General features: G+C 42.2%; 14 protein-coding genes. 5 read left to right on the forward strand and 9 right to left on the reverse strand.

Annotated elements, in window-relative coordinates; translation table 11 throughout:
- Positions 1-130: 130 nt before the first annotated feature.
- From CQ839_RS06350 to CQ839_RS06375, 6 genes are all read right to left on the reverse strand, one after another.
- Complete coding sequence (locus CQ839_RS06350; RefSeq protein ID WP_103667439.1) at positions 131-1,570, reverse strand: uracil-xanthine permease family protein; 1,440 nt, start codon at positions 1,568-1,570, stop codon at positions 131-133.
- Between the two features lie 127 nt (positions 1,571-1,697).
- The gene (locus CQ839_RS06355; protein WP_103667440.1) at positions 1,698-1,931 is read right to left on the reverse strand and encodes a hypothetical protein; all 234 of its coding nucleotides are present in this window, start codon (positions 1,929-1,931) and stop codon (positions 1,698-1,700) included.
- A 2-nt stretch (positions 1,932-1,933) separates the two neighbouring features.
- Complete coding sequence (locus tag CQ839_RS06360; RefSeq protein ID WP_103667441.1) at positions 1,934-2,602, reverse strand: hypothetical protein; 669 nt, start codon at positions 2,600-2,602, stop codon at positions 1,934-1,936.
- A 62-nt stretch (positions 2,603-2,664) separates the two neighbouring features.
- A complete protein-coding gene (locus CQ839_RS06365; protein ID WP_103667442.1) occupies positions 2,665-3,453 on the reverse strand; it encodes a YoaK family protein in 789 nt (262 codons plus the stop codon).
- Between the two features lie 308 nt (positions 3,454-3,761).
- Complete coding sequence (locus tag CQ839_RS06370; protein ID WP_103667443.1) at positions 3,762-4,340, reverse strand: hypothetical protein; 579 nt, start codon at positions 4,338-4,340, stop codon at positions 3,762-3,764.
- A 1,013-nt stretch (positions 4,341-5,353) separates the two neighbouring features.
- On the reverse strand, positions 5,354-6,088 hold the full coding sequence (locus tag CQ839_RS06375; protein ID WP_103667444.1) for a pentapeptide repeat-containing protein: 735 nt from the start codon (positions 6,086-6,088) through the stop codon (positions 5,354-5,356).
- A gap of 142 nt (positions 6,089-6,230) precedes the next feature.
- On the opposite strand from CQ839_RS06375, the gene CQ839_RS06380 reads away from it, so the two are divergent.
- Positions 6,231-7,877: a GspE/PulE family protein gene (locus CQ839_RS06380; protein ID WP_103667445.1), complete on the forward strand. Its 1,647-nt coding sequence runs from the start codon at positions 6,231-6,233 to the stop codon at positions 7,875-7,877.
- Between the two features lie 315 nt (positions 7,878-8,192).
- On the opposite strand, the gene CQ839_RS06385 is transcribed toward CQ839_RS06380, so the two are convergent.
- Positions 8,193-9,374 carry a HEAT repeat domain-containing protein gene (locus tag CQ839_RS06385; protein ID WP_103667446.1) on the reverse strand — a complete coding sequence of 394 codons (1,182 nt, stop codon included), beginning with the start codon at positions 9,372-9,374 and terminating at the stop codon, positions 8,193-8,195.
- A gap of 372 nt (positions 9,375-9,746) precedes the next feature.
- On the opposite strand from CQ839_RS06385, the gene CQ839_RS06390 reads away from it, so the two are divergent.
- The 4 genes from CQ839_RS06390 to CQ839_RS06405 all read left to right on the forward strand — a co-directional run bounded on the left by CQ839_RS06390 (position 9,747) and on the right by CQ839_RS06405 (position 15,134).
- A complete protein-coding gene (locus CQ839_RS06390) occupies positions 9,747-10,736 on the forward strand; it encodes a permease (RefSeq protein ID WP_103667447.1) in 990 nt (329 codons plus the stop codon).
- A 163-nt stretch (positions 10,737-10,899) separates the two neighbouring features.
- The gene (locus CQ839_RS06395; protein ID WP_181016125.1) at positions 10,900-11,964 is read left to right on the forward strand and encodes a hypothetical protein; all 1,065 of its coding nucleotides are present in this window, start codon (positions 10,900-10,902) and stop codon (positions 11,962-11,964) included.
- Between the two features lie 152 nt (positions 11,965-12,116).
- A complete protein-coding gene (gene recQ / locus CQ839_RS06400; protein WP_103667448.1) occupies positions 12,117-14,342 on the forward strand; it encodes a DNA helicase RecQ in 2,226 nt (741 codons plus the stop codon).
- Positions 14,343-14,609: 267 nt separating this feature from the next.
- Positions 14,610-15,134, forward strand: a complete 525-nt coding sequence (locus tag CQ839_RS06405; protein ID WP_103667449.1) for a heme-binding protein — start codon at positions 14,610-14,612, stop codon at positions 15,132-15,134.
- Positions 15,135-15,215: 81 nt separating this feature from the next.
- Here CQ839_RS06405 and CQ839_RS06410 read toward each other — a convergent pair whose 3' ends face one another.
- Both CQ839_RS06410 and CQ839_RS06415 read right to left on the reverse strand, forming a co-directional pair.
- Positions 15,216-15,848 carry a DUF3318 domain-containing protein gene (locus CQ839_RS06410; RefSeq protein WP_103667450.1) on the reverse strand — a complete coding sequence of 211 codons (633 nt, stop codon included), beginning with the start codon at positions 15,846-15,848 and terminating at the stop codon, positions 15,216-15,218.
- A 213-nt stretch (positions 15,849-16,061) separates the two neighbouring features.
- Positions 16,062-18,344, reverse strand: coding sequence for a DUF533 domain-containing protein (locus CQ839_RS06415; protein ID WP_103667451.1), 2,283 nt, complete (start codon positions 18,342-18,344; stop codon positions 16,062-16,064).
- Positions 18,345-18,429 lie beyond the last annotated feature (85 nt).

Consider the following 18,429-nt stretch of genomic DNA (forward strand, 5'->3'; position numbering starts at 1 on the left):
TTGGATTGCTATATCAGTTTAGGACTTACGCAAAAATACCCTGCAACCCTCATTCTAAATGTAGGGGCAATTAATGAATTGCCCCTACATTTAGAATGAGTACGTTCTACAGTTATTGTTGAGAAGGAAACTAAACGGGATTTTCTTGCTCCACAAGAGCCGTTTCCTCCAACTTAGGCAATAGCCAACTTAGCAAAATGGCTGTCAAACCACCTGTAGATATAGCAGAACCAAACAGATTACTAAAAATTGGTGGTTTCCCAACAAAAATCTCAGGTGCAAATACCACACCTAAGCCTAAGCCTAGAGAAACTGCAACAATAATCATTGATCGGCGATCCAGTCCCGCTGATACAACGATGTTCAATCCCGCCACTGCGATCGAGCCAAATAGAACTAGGGTTGCACCACCCAAAACTGGCTGTGGAATCGATTGGAATATGCCGCCAACAAAGGGTAACAAACCCAATATCACAAAGATCCCAGCTACATAGAAGCCAACGTAACGGCTACCCACGCCTGTCATTTGGATAACACCATTGTTCTGACTAAAGGTCGTGTTTGGGAAAGTGTTTAGGACGGCAGCAATCAAGGAGTTTATCCCATCGCCTAAGACACCACCCTTGATGCGGCGAACATACACGCCACCACTGACTGGTTCTCCTGATACAGCCGAAGTTGCTGTCAAATCACCGACAGTTTCAATTGCCGTCAATATATATATCAAAACAAATGGCAAAAAAGCACCGAAATCGAAACTAATTCCGTAACGGAAAGGGACTGGAAGCCTAAAGAATGACATTTGGCTGAGGGCACTGAAGTTGACTATGCCAAGGAATAGCGAGGAAATAAATCCAACTGCTAAACCGATCGCGATCGCACCCATTCTCAAATAGCGATTTCGCGAAAGCGTTAATACAATGACAATAAATAGAACTCCACCACCCAGAGCAAGATTCTGAAAACTACCAAAGGAACCATCGTTTTTTGCTAGAGCCACAGCACCGCCCGCAAGACTGATCATTCCAGTTTTAATCAAGCCTAAACCAATAATCATTACGACCGTACCAGACACAACTGGGGTAATGATTTTGTCGAGAAGATGGATAAACTGACTCAAAACAATTATCACGAATGAGCCAAACAAACAAACTCCAAAAATCAATGCTAGAGCTTGTTCTGGGGAATCACCTCTCTGCAAAGAAGCTGTACCTACGCCTAAAATTGGGGCAAGAAAAGCAAAGCTAGTACCTTGTAGACTTAGCAAACCCGAACCGATTGGACCAATCTTTTTACATTGAATATAAGTGCAAATTCCCGAAGTAAAGAGCGACATACTAATCAAATAACTAGTATTTGCCGCATCCAATCCTAGACTGGTACAGATAATAATTGGAGGAGTAATGATCCCAACAAAAGCAGCAAGAACATGCTGAAAAGCTACGAAAATAGCTTCGACAACAGGAGGTTTATCATTTAGTCCATAAATTAATCCAGACTTAGTGACCACTGGAGCCTTAGCAATATCTTCGCCTAGCTCTTTGACTAGGTTCAGTTCTTTATCTGCCATGATGTCTTGCTTGGGTTGTTTAAAATATCAGTTTGTATACTGTATACAGTTATTCAAAAAATTTCCGCTAGAATCACTACAAAATCAGAAATCAAAAAAAAGCGGCGCTTCGAGCCGCTTTTTGGGTTTACATAAATCTTGCACCTAATCTCCGAATTACATGAACAGACTCGTACCAGAGATGTTCTGGGGTAACTCCAAAAGCAACTTTCGCCAAAATAAGCGCGATCGCAACAATCAAAAATGGGACTAAAAGCGATTTTGCAACTTTCTGTAAAGAGGCAAATATGATCATCGAAGCAACGATCGCCGCCACTAATAACAGCCAATCATTTAACCGACCAGACAGCAGTCCATCCATGACTACTCCTTTGCCTCAGTAGCTTTCATCTTAGCTTTAATTTTTTCGACGATTGATTCTGCCGATGGTGCTAAAGGAGACTTATCCTTTCCCATTTTCATGCCAGCAGTAATTTTATCGCCGATTTCTTCAGCCGTAGGAATAAACAGTTGCTTATTTTTTAAGAATAATTGTTTCTTCTGAGCAGGAGTGAGCGTTGCAAAAATATCTTTTTTAGGAATAGCTTTGAATACTGCACTCAACTTAGTCTTTTGGGCTGGAGTTAGAGTTACAGCCTTAAAAGCCTTGCGAAAACTAGTTCCTGCGGCAACCTTAGTTGCAAATTCTGCTTGCTGCTCTGGAGTTAAAACGCTCTCAATTTGAGGTATTATTTCCGTTTCTAGTTTAGTTAGCAAATTTGTTGCTTCATCAGTAGGTTTTGGTGCAGCAACTTCTGCTACTGGCGCAGCAGTTTCAGGCGTAGCGGCTTCTGTTACGGTTGCAGTAGGTTCAGGTGCGACAATTTCAGGTGCAGTTACTTCGGGGGCAGCAACAGGTTCCGCAACATTAATGTCTGACGCAGCTAACAAAGCTCCAGACAATGAGCTTGACTGAACTTGAGAAGCATTGCCAGTGAGTAATCCCACAAAAATTATGGCGCTGACAAAAAATGAGAGTAAACGTTGTTTCATTGCTTTTCCTGAAAGATTTTAGAGGAGCAAATAAGCATTACTTGGTAATGCTTATTTGTTATTTAAGTGATCGGTGTACGACCATGTTCGACATAGGCAGCGATCGCCAAAATCGAGATAATGATCAAAGGTAGAGACAAGCTCCACCAAGACTCAGATACTAAGACAAAGCAAGCAGCCAGCAATCCACCAAGGGCAAAACCTGCAATCGTCGGTACAAATCGACCGATCCGTTCTAAAGACTCACTTGCTTCTATCTGGGTTAATTCTGTTTGGACACTTGCAAACTTAGCGATGAAAAACTGCACAACATCAATTGTGAGTTGTGTAGTATTTCCAGTCATTACTGTTGTCGGAATGTAGCTTTTGAATACTCCTTTTGCTTCCTTCATCAATGCATTTTGAATCGCCATTGCGATTACGCCAGATATACCAATGGGTAGGATCAAATCTTCTTGTACATCAAATAGAAGATCGGGCGAAAGAGTCATTCCCATGGCTAGGAAAACGGCTAAAGCGATCGCTTCCGCAGTGAGCAAGACTCCAAAAACGCACCATTGCTGGCGACGAGAAAAACGAGCTAGCAGAGAAGTCAAAGCGACAGTTAGCACAAATGTGGGCAACATCAACAAGCGAGTAATCGTTGTCTCAGTGTCAGCACTCACAAATGAAGACCCCGCTAAGGCAATGTTGCCAGTCACATGGGCTGTAAATAGTCCAAACAAAATAATGAATGCAGAAGTATCAACAAACCCAGCTACCCAACTTAATAGAAATCCTGCTGGCCCATCACTGATTAAGTAAGCACTGAGATTAAACTTGAATTGCGATCGGGGAATTGCTGAAGTCATTTTCTTGTCTTGAATTAGATCTGATCCCAATTCTCAAAATGGCATTGCCACTTTGAGAATTCAAAAACCTTGATGGGTTAAATTTGCAATTCTCATAAGTTTAACTACACTTTAGAGAATTGGTATTAATAGATTGTTGTCAAGTGTTAGGTGATTTCCACAAAACAACTTCCCAAGTAGGAGATAGGTAGGGTGGGCGTTGCCTACTTTCCTAATGTCTAAGTTGGGAAAACTTTTTAGTGGAAATCACATTAGGACAGGCTTACGAATTGCTTCAATACCTAAACTTACTTGAGAGAATCTAAACATTAAGGACTAACAACTTCGCCAGTAGGTACACTTTCTACTGCTGGCTCAGTTGGCGTTTTGGCAGCATCGGATTCAGGCGCTGCTTTTTCTTTCTCTTCGGCTGCTTCCTCGGCTGCCGCTTTTTCCGCTTCTTTAGCTTTTTTGGCTTCTAGCTTAGCTGCCTCTTTAGCTTTTTTGGCTTCTAGTTTGGCTGCTTTTTTAGCCGCCTTTTCCGCAGCTTTAGCTTCTTCTGCCTTAGCTTCTTCCGCTTCCTTTAGCTTTTTGGCTTCAAGTTTAGCGGCGGCTTTGGCTTTTTTTGCTTCTGCCTTTGCAGCGGCTTTGGCTTCAGGGGTTTCGACGGCTGCTTCAGGCTCTACAGCCGCATCTGCGATTAGGCTAGAAAAAATTGCACCATTTTCAGTCGCTTTTACAGAAAAGATCGCGCTATCAAAATTGGCTGTTACCTCTGCTTGTGCATGAACGGGATTTCCCAAAAACACACTCAACATCAGTGCTAGCGATAAACACAGACTACTCAATCTAGTAATTAATTCGGGACTAGGCAATTTAATCATGGTGATGAATTTGTTCTTAAGCATACTTTTATTCCACTAATTTTTAACTGCCAAAATCAACTAATAAACTCAATCTAAAATTAGCGATCGCGCTACTTGCTTATCACTATAAATTTCTTTAAAAGGTGTCAGCAAATAATTGATTGAGCAAGTAATTTTATGGCTAAAGCAAATTTAGTGGTAATGATTTAGTTTGATCTTCAAGATACATTACAACAGGATATTCGCAGAATAATGGTATTCTAAATTACTTTTTTTGTTAAATTGATATAGGGCTATTATTTATTTTGATTTCTTTAGTCCTTCTAGATACAACATTTTTAGAGATTATTACTATTAGTAAGCCTCTAGGTTTTCTTGTTAATATTTATTGCAATGTATTCGATTGATATTTGAATATTTATATCTCCCATACTAAATATATTTAATCTTTAAATATGGAATATTCCTAAAACTGTGCACCTGTAAATTTGGAAAAATAGAAGCAATTACAAATTCATAAATTTAAAGGTTGACAACAAAGTTATAGCTGACTTGGAGTAATTAAAATTACGGGTCAAAACCTATGCTTTTTGTGGGTTTTGCTAGCAATTTTTTAGGATTTATGTTTAATTGCGCTAGCATCCTTGTCAAAATTTTGTTGATATCCTTGGATATTGATAAGTGAGCTGGATTTGGGCTTCGCCTTTTGCAATTGCAACGATAATTCCTTGATCTTCATTGAGTTGGTATGACTTACAACAATTCACGAAGGTGTTGGCACATTCTTGTGAATTGAAAATTAGACCTAGTTTAGACCCAGCAAGGTTTTTAAAAGCGCAAAATGGCTATGCCATTTTGTGCTTTGATGCTACTTACCAAAACTATGTATACAGTATACACAAAATATTGACGCGATAATATTTATCCCAAAAACAAAGTTGATGCTGAGCATAGCTTTTGTTTTAAATAACTGATGTTACGTGGAAGGAATGCCTGAAATCCTGAAAATCAATGGCTGGCGCGAGGGCATTATCCTAGCTGTAACTTCCTCATCTTCACAGTAAAAGAGATGCGGGTACATTTTGGGCAGACATTAAACCGATCGCATTACTCCAATTCGTCGCATAACGACTTATATTTTTACCCCAAAGAATCCCTTCGAGATTTGCGCCTTCGAGATTTACGTTACTCATATTGGCATCGCGTAAATCTGCGCCACTAAGATCGGCATTCTGGAGATTTGCGCCACTGAGGTCAGCACCACTAAAATCAGTATTCTGCAACTGCGATCGCTCTAAATTTGTAGAATATAGCTTTGCACCCCAAAAAGTCGCATTATTCAAATTAGCCCCTTTTAAGTTTGCTTTCCAAAATATGGCATGACTAGCATTAATATTTTGGAAATTTGCACCTTGGAGATTAGCACTATTGAAATTTGCAGAGATCGCATTAGCTCTTTCTAAGTTGGCATAACTGAGATCGGCGAAGCTAAAAATAGCACTATAAAGATTTGCCTCGCTAAAATTTATTTTAATTAGAGAACCTGTGGCGATCGCACCATTTAAACTTGCTTTAGTTAAATTTGCATATTCTAATCTCGCCTCAATTAAATTAGCATGATACAAATCTGCACCTTCCAGATTGGCATAACTTAAATTGACATACCGCAAATCGGCATTATTAAGTACCGCATTCTGCAATAAGATTAATGTATCTTGATACTCATTTCTCCATTGATTCCAGCCATTTACTCCATTTAGTAGTAGTTGTAATTGTTGTATATCAGTCATGGTCTTATTTTAGAAGTATTTATTAGAAGTATTTATATTTCAATAAACCTAATGCGATCGCTATAGGGCTTTAATTTTTCTTGCGGTAAAATACTATATCAAGAGAAATATTTCTAGATTTGGTTGATCTATATTTTATATTATGAGTCAAACATCTCTTATTTCTTCTAATTCAGTTTGGAAGCGTCTTCGCAATCAAGAAATTGATTGCGATCTAGCCCTTGATCTATTGGTTGATAAACGTGGCGGATTGAGGATTGATTTACTAGATGAAGAGCTTAATTATCGATTTTTTCATTATTTTGATGATCGCAAATCCTTACCACCGATAATTCCTCTATTGCTATGGCATGGTTACTTTTATTTAGCTTCGCCACATTCATTAACCAGTGACGAAATCAAGCAAATGAGCAATGTTACGTTAACGGGCATCAAAAATATAACTATCTCTTCCGAAAGTTATTTATTATGGTTTCTTAGGCAAAATTTACCTGAGCCAAGTAATATTGCTTCACCAATTGTGAACCCACTCACAGGTGCAAATGAAGAAGCACACTTAGATGAAATTTCTGATATCTATTTATCTCAAGCCCTTGATCAAACTCATCGAATTAATGCTTTAATTTCGGTGGCGCTGCAACATCGCGCCAGTGATATTCATTTAGAGCCAACAGAGTTAGGGCTGCGCGTCCGCTATCGCATAGATGGCATTTTAAGAACTACACGAATTTTACCGCCTGAAGTCAGTCGTAAGACCATCGTTGCCCTCAAGGTGATGAGTAACATGAATATTGGCGAAAGTCGCCAGCCTCAAGATGGTCGAATTAGTCAGCATTATGTTACCGCCGATCATCTGGATTTAGATTTAGATATGCGGGTTAGTACTTTTCCCTGTGTCGGTGGTGAAAAGGCTGTAATTCGGCTATTGCCACGCAATAAAATGCTGACAACCACGATTGAAGATATCGGCTTCATGCCGCGATCACTAGAAATTTATCGTAGTTGGGTATCACAACCCCAAGGCTTAATTATTGTTACTGGTCCAACGGGTTCAGGTAAAACCAGTACGCTCTATGCCACTTTACAAGTATTAGCAACGGATCAAGTGAATATCATTACGATGGAAGATCCGATTGAATATAATTTGTCAAATATCACCCAAGGACAAGTACAGGAAAAGGGCGGGCTTACCTTTGCCACAGGTCTGAAATCAATTTTGCGTCAAGATCCCGATATTATTATGGTGGGTGAGGTACGCGATTTGGAAACTGCTGAAATCACTATCCGCGCTGCCATGACAGGCCATTTAGTTCTATCCACAATGCATACCAATGATGCAATTAGTACAGTGGCGCGACTAAAAGATTTAGGACTGCATCCCAGCATAATTTCTGAAGCTCTGTTGGGGATAGTCGCACAGCGATTGGTAAGAAAAGTCTGCTCTTTTTGCTCTGAAGTTTATGTACCAACAAGAGAAGAAGTTGAATTTTTGAATATTCCAGCACAGGATATGAAATACCAAGATTGGCACAAGGGTAAAGGCTGTGAACATTGTTTTGGTTCAGGTTATTTAGGGCGTGAAGCCATATTTGAGTTATTAAATGTCACTCCTCCAGTACGAAAAATTATGGCTGAAGGAAATCAATCAAAAATACTTGAGTATTTAATGGAACATGGTTATGAATCTTTTGTTCATAGTGTGCGTGACAAAATTTCAACAGGAATTACTACCTTAGAAGAAGCGTTGCGCGTGTTGCCACGACAAATGTTTACTGATATTGGTTGCTAGTCGCTAGTAATAGCAAAACACAAGATGGCGTAGCCATTTTGTGTTTTTAAAACCCTCATAGGGTTTGGTTTTTAATTCACAGAAGTGTGACAACACTTCTGTGAATTGGATGGCTATAGCTATATAAAAGTCTGAAGACCTGATGGCAGAAGGAGGCATCCTCAAAGAATTGACTAAAGCTAAAGACTGGAAAGCTGATCTCAATCGTTAATTTGAAGGGGGATTTGGAGAATGGTAATTTTCTTGTGCCCCAAGAATTGTGGGGGCTAGGGGGCGAGAATAGGTAGCTGAGTGCACGTATAGTTCCTATTCTACTTATCCCTGAATTGTCGTAAAGTCTGACTCATCGCCAAAATCTCTTAGATTAGAGACAGAATAATTTGGTATGGCAACCGTGTGCTTAATATTATTTAAAATTTCCTGAGCTTCAGGCGAATTTACTTGTGCTAAAGCCCTCAAAATAGCACTGCGGACTGAGCGATCGCGGTCTTTTATCGATTGTGAAAGATAGAACACAGCATCATGCGAACCAATTTCCCCCAATGCTAATGCTGCATCACAACGTACATAGGCATATTCATCATCTCTCAAAACTTGGGCAAGCATTGGTACAACTTCCTCCATTCCAATCTGCCCTAGAGTACGCGCGGCAACACTGCGGGTATGACTAGAGGGGTTGTAAAGCATTTTTGAAACAGGAGCAATAGCGGGAGATCCAATATTCTTTAAAGCTTGTACGGCTTGAGACTGCACACTAATATCATTGTCAGTAAGTAAACTTGCTAGCGAATTAGCTGATAGGGGAGATTTGATCTGACCCAGCGCCCAAGCGGCTTCAAAACGAACTGATTTACTCCCATTCTCAAGAGCGTCGATAAGCGTAGTGACTGCTAACGGAGAGCTAATTTGACCAAGGGAGTGGGCAGCATGAACTTTTACCATGTCATCATTGTGCTTTAGAGCCTCAACTAAAGGTGATACCGCAGGCAAACTAGCTCGTCCCAGAGCCTTAGCACTTGCGGCTTGAACTTGAATAGATGGATGTCGCAATAACTTTATTAAGGCACTGATTGCTTCAGCACTGCCAATCCAGCTTAGTGCTGCTGCTGCTTGCCAATGAATTTGACGAGGAGGATTTTTGGCGGCAGCGAGTAAGGGGGCGATCGCCATAGGCGATCGCAAATAGCCTAAGGCGATTGCTGCTTTTTTGGATACGGCAACTTCATCGCTTTCGAGACGCTCAAGTAAAGCAGGTAAGACATTATCTCGGCAACGAATTATTTTTTGTAATGCTAAGGAAAATTGGTCAGAGCGCATAGCCGCATCAAACTCAGCTAAAATTGCTGACTCGCCACCAAGATCAGGCGCGGACATCGCATAGCGATCTTCAGGCATTGCATATCCTGGAGATACGGGAATCCGATAATCTTCTAGCTTAGGTGGGGTAATTTTAGAAGTATTAGGGATTGTGGGTATTTGCGAATCTGGTGCGGTCATGGCGGCTGTTTCCTATTAAGCATTGGTGCATGTTTTTAGTCCCGTTACCTATTGCAGCAAATTTTAGGTTTGCTATATTAACATTACATTTTACGAGAAGAGACCCACAAAATTTTAAACCTTACTGCTCTTTATGATGACCATGAGACTAAATTATCTATGAAATTCACGCTTTACTAAGCTTTTTACTGATAATCAATGGCTTGCAGTAATTCTCTTTACAGGGTTTGGATTTGGATTTTAATTGCGTCTAGATACTTATAATTGTATTGTTAAGCTAAAAATTAGCAATCTATCAAACGCCTTAAATCCTAGAAAATCAATGGTCGGGTTGCGTCCTTCTGATCTCTGGGAATGTCAAATAGCGTAATTATGAACCAAATTCTCAGCGCATTTACTTTGTTTTTGAGCCTCCTTGTGGAAGCGATACCGTTTTTGTTGATGGGGGTTTTGCTGTCAGGAGCTTTATTAATATTTGTCGATGAGCGCAAGCTTATAGCTATTTTGCCCAAAAATCCTTTTTTAGGAGCATTAGCGGGAAGTCTTCTCGGATTTATGTTTCCTGTATGCGAATGTGGCAATGTGCCTGTGGCGCGACGACTTATTTCTCAAGGCGCACCGATTTCGGTGGCGGTGAGCTTTTTAATGGCAGCTCCAACGATTAACCCTGTGGTAATTTGGGCAACTTGGACAGCCTTTCGCGATCAGCCTGAAATTGCGGTATTACGAATTGTGCTTTCATTTACGATCGCTACAATTGTTGCCATGATATTTAGTTCTCAAAAGGATTTGCGGGCTATTTTGCAACCGAATATTGCACTTGCTTTACCAGCACCCAAGGTCAAGGCGGGTGCTGTACCTGTAGGGACATTTTTTTTGGGAGAAGATCGCAGTCAGCCTTTAGATTTTGCGGGCTATTTATCGTCAAGTAATCAAATTGTCACTAAATCTTTGCCCGATCGCTTAAATCTGTTGCTGGACAATACGCTAGCAGAAATGCGTGAGCTAGGGGCAATCCTCGTGATGGGTAGTGCGATCGCGGCGGTAATTCAGGTATGGGTTCCCCGCGATATTATTCTCGCCTTGGGGCAGGGGCAAGTTAGCTCGATTATCGCCATGATGATCTTGGCTGCGATCGTTTCGATTTGTTCGACTGTGGACGCATTTTTTGCTTTGTCATTTGCTTCTACTTTTACAGGTGGATCACTACTTGCCTTTCTCATTTTTGGTCCGATAATCGATCTCAAGGCGATCGGCTTGATCTTAACTATTTTCAAAAAACGCGCTGTGATCTATATGTTTTTACTCACCGCCCAGCTCACATTTTTAAGCTGCCTATTTATCAATTTTCAGATTCGTTAGGAATGAAAATTTAATAAAACTCAAAACTGTTGGGGCGGGCTTTGCCCGCCCCAACAGTTTTGAGTTTTAATTACGCGAGTTATTTATTTTCTATCCGTTAGTATATTAGATGGGCAACTTTTATGTTGCCCATGCTTCAAAGTCATTAAATCAAAGGTTGTCTGTGTCCGTGAGTGAAACTCTACTCGAATCTATTTCCGTCGAATCTATTCCCAACGAAGCTTTAGCAAATCTCGATCTGACAGATTTTTCGCTTTCCTTACCTGATCCAAATGATGAAGGTTTGGCTGAGGGTCAATTTCTTGCTGAAGTAGATCTAGCTTGGCAAGTATGCGATCGCTTCGATTTGCAGACAGATATTTGGCGGGGTAGAATATTGCGAACTGTACGCGATCGCGAGAAAGCAAATGGAGAGGGACGTGGTACAGGTTTCTTGAAATGGCTGCAAGAGCGAGAAATTAGTAAGTCTCAAGCTTATTCATGGATTCAGCTTGCCAATAGTGCTGATACTTTAATGGCGGATGGTCAGCTAGATGCTGATGATATTCGTCAATTTAGTAAGAGAGCTTTCTTAGAAACAGCTCAAGCTTCCGCTGAAGTGCAGCAGTTGATTGTCGATGCGGCTAGAAATGGAGAAAAGATTACTAGACGTGAAGTGCGGCAGCTCTCCGATGAATGGACATCGATGAGTTCTGATCATCTTCCCGATGATTTAAAAGAGAAGATTGCTGCTCACACAATTCCTACCCGTTATGTCGCACCCCTAGTTCGCGAAATCGACAAGTTGCCTGAATCTTATCAAACTCCATTGAAACAGGCGATCGCTGATGCCTCTGATCTTGATAATATCAAACTTGTTACTGCTGATGCTCAAAGGTTGACCAAATATCTAACCAATACGAGTCAAGTCCAAGCGATCGCAAACCGTTCTGTTAACATCGATCTTGCGCTTGAGGAAGCTCTAAGACTTGGATGCCTCAAACTCGCATCTGATCTGGTCAGCCAAGCCTCACAACTCGAACAAGCGATCGCTAAACTCTACGGTATCTGGAAGCGCGTTGCTACATCCGCCGATCAGCTATATGTGGAGTCGGGTGCAAGCACCCCTAATTTACTAGATCTGCTTAATTCTCTTGATTCCTTGGCTAGTCAAAATGTCACTGTCCAGATTGGTAATGATCAATCTGGAAGGACTATTCGTTTGCAAATTACGGAAGAAGATCAATAATCTAAGAACCTGTTTAAGACGCGATTGTCTAGATCCCCCCCAGCCCCCCTTAAAAAGGGGGGAGAATTAACTTTAAATTCTTCCCCCTTTTTAAGGGGGATTGAGGGGGATCTCTTAAGCCCCTTGCCCGAAATTTACCAACAAGAAAACCGATGTCAAACAGTGATTCTTTGCAGCAGGCGCTGAAGCAATATTTTGGATATGAATCCTTTCGGGCAGGTCAGCGCGAGATTATTGAAGCAAGTATGGCTGGTCGTGACACCTTGGCAATCATGCCAACTGGGGGCGGGAAGTCGATTTGTTTTCAGTTGCCAGCATTGCTCAAGACTGGGGTGACGATAGTCGTGTCTCCTCTGATCGCACTGATGCAAGATCAAGTTACGGCTCTCAAAGAAAACGGTATTGGCGCGACATTTCTCAACAGTACGCTAACGAATCGAGAAAGTACTCAGCGATCGCAAGCGATTCTCAATGGGGCAATTAAGTTAGTTTATGTCGCCCCAGAGCGCTTATTTGCCGAACAGTTTCTCGAATTCCTGAATATCATTAAAGGGAAAATGGGTATCGCAGGGTTTGCGGTGGATGAGGCTCACTGTGTTTCGGAATGGGGACATGATTTTCGTCCAGAATATCGCCAACTAAGTCGAATTCGCCAACTTCATCCCGATGTACCCGTGATTGGCTTGACCGCTACGGCGACAGAGCGAGTGCGCGAAGATATTAGTCAACAATTGCAACTGAAGCAGCCATACATTCATGTGGCAAGCTTCAATCGGTCTAATCTCTATTATGAAGTTGTTCCCAAGCAAGGGAATGAGCAAACCTATGTAAATCTATTACAGCAAATTAAGAGACTGCAAGGCTCAGGCATAGTCTATTGCCTCAGCCGTAAACGTGTAGATGAAATAGCCAGTCGTCTGAGAGAAGATGGTATCGAAGCAATTCCCTATCATGCAGGATTAGGAAATAAAGAACGAGAAGAAAATCAAACTCGTTGGATTCGGGACGATGTGCAGGTAATGGTGGCGACAGTTGCCTTTGGGATGGGCATTAATAAACCTGATGTGCGGTTTGTGATTCATTACGATTTACCCAAAAATATTGAAGGATATTATCAAGAATCAGGTCGAGCGGGACGAGATGGGGAGGATTCTCACTGCACTTTATTTCTAGGCTATGGAGATTTAGAAACGATCAAGTTTCTCATTGCTCAAAAAGTCGATCCTCAAACCAATGAACCATTGGAAGCAGAACAGCGAATCGCGCAGCAGCAATTACGTCAGGTTGTGGACTATGCTGAAGGTGTCGCCTGTCGCCGCACGATTCTGCTTCGTTATTTCGGTGAACATTTTCACGGTGATTGCGGCAACTGTGATAACTGTCTTTCCCCGAAGCCAATGGAAGATTGGACAGTGGAGTCTCAAAAATTCTTATCCTGTGTGGCTAGGACAAAGGAGAGATTTGGAGCAGGGCATGTAATTGATGTGTTGAGAGGTTCGCGCAAAGAGAAGGTTCTACAGCATGGACATGAAAACCTATCGACCTATGGCATTGGTAAAGATCGCAGTCTGGATGAATGGCGACAACTTGCGCGATCGCTAACTCATCAAGGTTTTCTAACCCAAACTACTGATGGCTACGGTATTCTCAAGCTCAACGATCGCAGTTGGGAGGTAATGCGAAATCAGCGCAATGTGCTATTGCCAATAGAACGTGATGCTGAGCCTGCAAAAACTACTGATCGGGAAGAGGCGAGAGAAAGACCTGTTGATGTGGATATTCTCTTTGAGAGATTACGGCTGTTACGCAAAAATCTTGCTGATGAGCAGGAAGTCCCGCCCTATGTGATTTTCAGCAATGCTACGCTCAATCAAATGGCTGAGCAGCAACCGACGGATCGGAGGGATTTCGCGAAGTTGTCAGGAGTTGGGGCAAAGAAATTAGAACAATATGCCGATGATTTTATCGCAATTATTCTCGACCATCATCTCAAATATCCTCCTGCGGAAATCACGGAATCAACTCCCTCCAAAGTCAAACAGGAAGCCACGCCAAAATCAAAATTATCGAAGGCAAGTACACAACGCGAAACCCTTGCAATGTATGAGAATGGCTTAGATATTGACGATATAGCTCGCGATCGCGGACTTAAACCCGCGACAGTTTGGACTCATCTAGTCCAACTAATTGAAGCTGGCTATGCGATTAACTGCGATCGCCTTGTTGCACCAGAACGTCAAACCGTAATTTATGAAGCACTAGATGCGATCGGTGGTGATTCTTTACGCAATCTCTTTGATCATCTGCGTGAGGAATATAGCTACGATGAAATCAAGATAATTCGCGCTATCTGGCAAAATGAGAAAGAGCCATTATAATCAAGTTATAGCTAAAGTCCCTTGTCTTAAGACAAATCAACAACGAAGAATTGATTGGCGGCGCAGAGCGCCGCCAATCAATTCTTCGTTGTTACGTCCTACTAAACTTGGCGACAACTGTATCCCAATTTTTGAAAGTGCAGTCACACTTCCGAAAATTAGAAATTAAGCCCAGCAGGGGTTTTGAAGTGTCAAAATGGCTTTGCCATTTTGACACTTGCATTGCTATAGAAAAGATTTGCCCATTTGAAAGGCTTAATAAAAGCTATGTCTGCTCCCCTACCTATCGGATTTCCAACGCCTACGCCCCACAACACTATCGAGGTTAAGCAATATCCCGCCTATCGCTCAGGCACTTACACCTATGAAGGAAATCTTAACGAAGCAACGAGCAATTCTTTCAACCCGCTATTTCGCCATATCAGCAGTAATAATATTTCTATGACTGCTCCTGTGGAAGCGCGTTACCCAATTACTACTATCGATCAGCCAATTCAACAAGGCAAAGCAAAGGTTTCATTTTTATACAACAACAGCGATATCACTCCGCAGCAGGTATCTTCCGATATTCAAGTAGAAGATCATCCACCGATGCTAGTCGTCAGTCTCGGCATACAGGGAGCCTATGGCTATGGGAGCTATCCAGAACATATTGCGAAGTTAAAGCAATGGTTAGTGAACCATCCAGAGTATGAAATAGTTGGGGAGCCAAGAGAATTTCTCTACGATTCTCCCTATACGCCTGCGCCATTAAAACGCCGCGAAGTGCAAATTCCTATTCGCAAGCGGTAATTATAGCGTTTTGCACTCACAAACATGTGCAGCAGATGTAATTCATGAATTGCACCTGCTGCACATGTTTGTGGTTTTAGTTTAATTGTCGTAATTTCGTCTGGCTTTATTTGCCTCATTGCGTAGCGCATCCAGACGCTTTTCAATTAATGTACGCGATCGCCCCTTTGAGGTATCACTGAGCATAATCTTCAGACCGCTGCCTAAACTTTTATAAGCGGCAGGCAAAGGATAGCCATTACGAACAGCTAGACGAATTGCGCCTTGATCAGCCTCGATCAAGTTGCGAATGTCTTTTTTGCTGGTTCCTTTGCGCCATAGCTGAAAACCAGCTACACCGCAAATACCCAGCGCTAGCACAAATAGTAAACCGTTTTGCACCCAAAGTTCACCAACTGCGCCACCTAAACCGATCGCTAGTGCTGCGACTTCCCAGCCATCTTTTGGTACTGCGTCATTTTGGATACGAGCTACTTCATGCCAATACAGCAAATTGCGCTGATCCTCAGCCATTCGTTCCCAGCGCACCATATCGACTAAAATCACCACTTCATCGCCTCCAGCTTCTTCACAGGCGATTAGGGGTGGGCGGACACCATCAGCATTAAGCACTTTTACCCATGCCTGTAACTCTGGCGGCAGCAAGTCTTGCAGACGGCGGATTTCAGTTCTGGCAAAGGTGTTTCGGAGGGAGGAAGAAGTTGGAGATGGCATGAATCTTCGTCAAAGTTCAGAATTTTTGTGGACTTATCACTAAATCTAGATTTTAGTATAAGTTTTAACTACTTGCACTTTTGATTAGATTAATACAGCTAAAAAGTTACCTTAAGATTATACGCTAGGCATGAGACCAAAGACCAAAAAGACAAATCGCCCGCGTAGCTGGCGATTTGTCTTTTTGGTCTTTGGGTTTATGGCGCTGCGCGTTTACGCGATCTCTTTGATCTGACGAATATAGTCATTTTCACTAATCTTTCCTGCTTTAAATTTCTCTTGCAAAGCCGCGATCGCAGGTGCGAGTTCTTTATGCTTGTCGGTGATTGCATTTTGCAGATCTTGAAAAGTGCGTTTTCCTTCAGATTTGGCGTTAGAAAATAGTTCTGCTAGTGTCACATCATCGATTTCGCAGCCTTCGGCAAAATATTGATTGGCGAGGTTACCAATTGCCCAAGTCATACTAAAGGCTGCGGAACCACTGATAATGCTCCCAGCTACAGGGATCAGCAGCACGATATTTGAGAGTGCGATTCGTGCCGCTGTAGCACCAACGCTACCAAACACAACTTTATTAAAATCTGGAGAAGCATGGTTTGCTGGATATCCCCAAATCTTGCCAATTTTTTGGACAAGCTCTACTTGATCTTTATAAATCATTAGATGACTGACGGTGGCAAATCCAGGGGTGGGCATTGCGCCACCCACAGCGTGCATAATTGCAAATAGGCGCACATTGGTATTAACCGCTAGTTCGCGCTTCGCAGGATCAGCGATCGCTTCCATTTGCTCTGAAATCGACATGTTTTGAGCAGCTTCGACGATCGCAGTCAGTTTCTCAACCGTACCGTCCGCCAATGCAAATTTGTCTTGAAGCGTCCGCAAGAGTTCAGTTTCTGGTCTGCTGACATCATTATCGGCTTTTGCCATGATATAGGCTGATTGATATAACTGCTCTTTGATCAAAGGACTATTGATTTTATTAAGCAGGTCATTGATAGAAATACGTTCCTCTAAAAGGCGTTCGAGCGTAATCTCTTCTTCAAGATCTAGAGCAGCAATTGCCTCTTCGAGAATTGCTTTTTCTAGCTCATCGATATGATTGTCGGCGATCGCCACCTGTATCAAAATCATCAGACTAGCTAAGATCTCATCGCGATTTATCGACGACTCCTCTAACGATGTCGAATCAAAGACACTTTCCGCTTGGCGATCGGCGACTGTATATAGGCGGGTAAATTCTCCTGATGTCCAGTCGCCTTGACTTGGCAAGCGTTCTAAGCGACTATCTTGCGTTAAATCTTGCGTTAAAACCGACTGTAAATAGATATAACGACAGTCAATCTGGGTGAGATTGGTAGTGGCATCAATTGTCCATCGATCTAGACAGATTCCTGTAAATAGAGCATTGCTAAAATCTGCACCGACAGCATTGCTCAAGGTGAGATTTGCCATTTCTAAATTTGCACTTTTTAAAGTAGAGCCACGTAAGTCTACTTCCCTTAAGTTTGCTCCATTGAGGTCGGCTCCAATTAGATTTGCACCTTGAAAGTCCATCCCTACATAGGATTGCTTTCTACCATTACCAGTGACTAATAGATGCAATAAGGCTGGCTGACTTAAAATTGAGCCACGATCTACTCTAGCTAACAATAACTGCTCGGTTTCATAAAAGCGAGATCGCATCAAAATTGCTTTTCTAAAGTCAGCATTATTTAATTGGGCTTGAGAAAAATTGGTATTCGTAAGATCTGCTTCACGAAAGCTAGTTCCTAAAAAAGCGGCAATGGCTACTGCAAAATTATGAATGGCAGTATGTTCTACATCACCCGCTACAGCCCTCACCGCCACATAGATACCTAAACCCACTGCGCCCAAAGAACTCCATGCAGGGGCATTGGCGAACTGACATCCGATGAATGCCGCCACGATTGCGATCGCACCGACAAATGCCCCCATCGCCTTCCCCTTAATCATCTCCGCACTTGCCACGATCGCCGCCACCCCTCTAGCGATTATGAATGCTAAAAGTATGGCAAGGGCGCTTGTCGCTAGTGCTTCACTTAACAAACGATGAGAAGCAATGATTGAAGTGGCAATGACTGTTGCTGCTACCATGCCATTAAACAAGAAACCATCTAGGATATTGAAGCCTTGCCGCAAGGTAACTTGAGCCCCAAAAGCCAGCACAATCAGTAAAAGCGTGCCAGGAATTGTCTCTATCCCCGTTCTTGCCGTTGTCTCTCTAGCGATCGCCGTACTCAGAAAAAATGACAAAATGCCTGTCACACTTGCTAGAGCAACCAATCCTGTTAGGGCGATCGCTTTCCGACCATCAGTCAACCCTGCTTTGGCGTTAGTAAAATTTGCATCCGTGAGATTTGCTCCAGTAAAGTCGGTGCTACGAATGTCCGCACGACTAAAGTTAGCTCCTGTCAAGTCCTGTCCTTTAAAAGAGCGTCCGCGCAAATATTCGCCTGCAAAGTTTTGTGGCATGTTAGTCCCAGTCAAAATCAGCAATAGATAATACTTTATTACCACATGGTTGTTGCCATTCAAATTTTACCGTAGAGACAACTTT

It is taken from the genome of Pseudanabaena sp. BC1403 (genome assembly GCF_002914585.1).
Taxonomy (GTDB): Bacteria; Cyanobacteriota; Cyanobacteriia; order Pseudanabaenales; family Pseudanabaenaceae; genus Pseudanabaena.

Excerpts from the sequence above, each read along its gene's own strand:
- recQ (WP_103667448.1), top strand. The coding sequence starts at position 12,117 with ATGTCAAACAGTGATTCTTTGCAGCAGGCGCTGAAGCAATATTTTGGA.
- CQ839_RS06410 (WP_103667450.1), bottom strand. The coding sequence starts at position 15,848 with ATGCCATCTCCAACTTCTTCCTCCCTCCGAAACACCTTTGCCAGAACT.
- CQ839_RS06370 (WP_103667443.1), bottom strand. The coding sequence starts at position 4,340 with ATGCTTAAGAACAAATTCATCACCATGATTAAATTGCCTAGTCCCGAA.
- CQ839_RS06415 (WP_103667451.1), bottom strand. The coding sequence starts at position 18,344 with ATGCCACAAAACTTTGCAGGCGAATATTTGCGCGGACGCTCTTTTAAA.
- CQ839_RS06350 (WP_103667439.1), bottom strand. The coding sequence starts at position 1,570 with ATGGCAGATAAAGAACTGAACCTAGTCAAAGAGCTAGGCGAAGATATT.
- CQ839_RS06385 (WP_103667446.1), bottom strand. The coding sequence starts at position 9,374 with ATGACCGCACCAGATTCGCAAATACCCACAATCCCTAATACTTCTAAA.
- CQ839_RS06355 (WP_103667440.1), bottom strand. The coding sequence starts at position 1,931 with ATGGATGGACTGCTGTCTGGTCGGTTAAATGATTGGCTGTTATTAGTG.
- CQ839_RS06365 (WP_103667442.1), bottom strand. The coding sequence starts at position 3,453 with ATGACTTCAGCAATTCCCCGATCGCAATTCAAGTTTAATCTCAGTGCT.
- CQ839_RS06390 (WP_103667447.1), top strand. The coding sequence starts at position 9,747 with ATGAACCAAATTCTCAGCGCATTTACTTTGTTTTTGAGCCTCCTTGTG.
- CQ839_RS06375 (WP_103667444.1), bottom strand. The coding sequence starts at position 6,088 with ATGACTGATATACAACAATTACAACTACTACTAAATGGAGTAAATGGC.
- CQ839_RS06360 (WP_103667441.1), bottom strand. The coding sequence starts at position 2,602 with ATGAAACAACGTTTACTCTCATTTTTTGTCAGCGCCATAATTTTTGTG.
- CQ839_RS06405 (WP_103667449.1), top strand. The coding sequence starts at position 14,610 with ATGTCTGCTCCCCTACCTATCGGATTTCCAACGCCTACGCCCCACAAC.
- CQ839_RS06380 (WP_103667445.1), top strand. The coding sequence starts at position 6,231 with ATGAGTCAAACATCTCTTATTTCTTCTAATTCAGTTTGGAAGCGTCTT.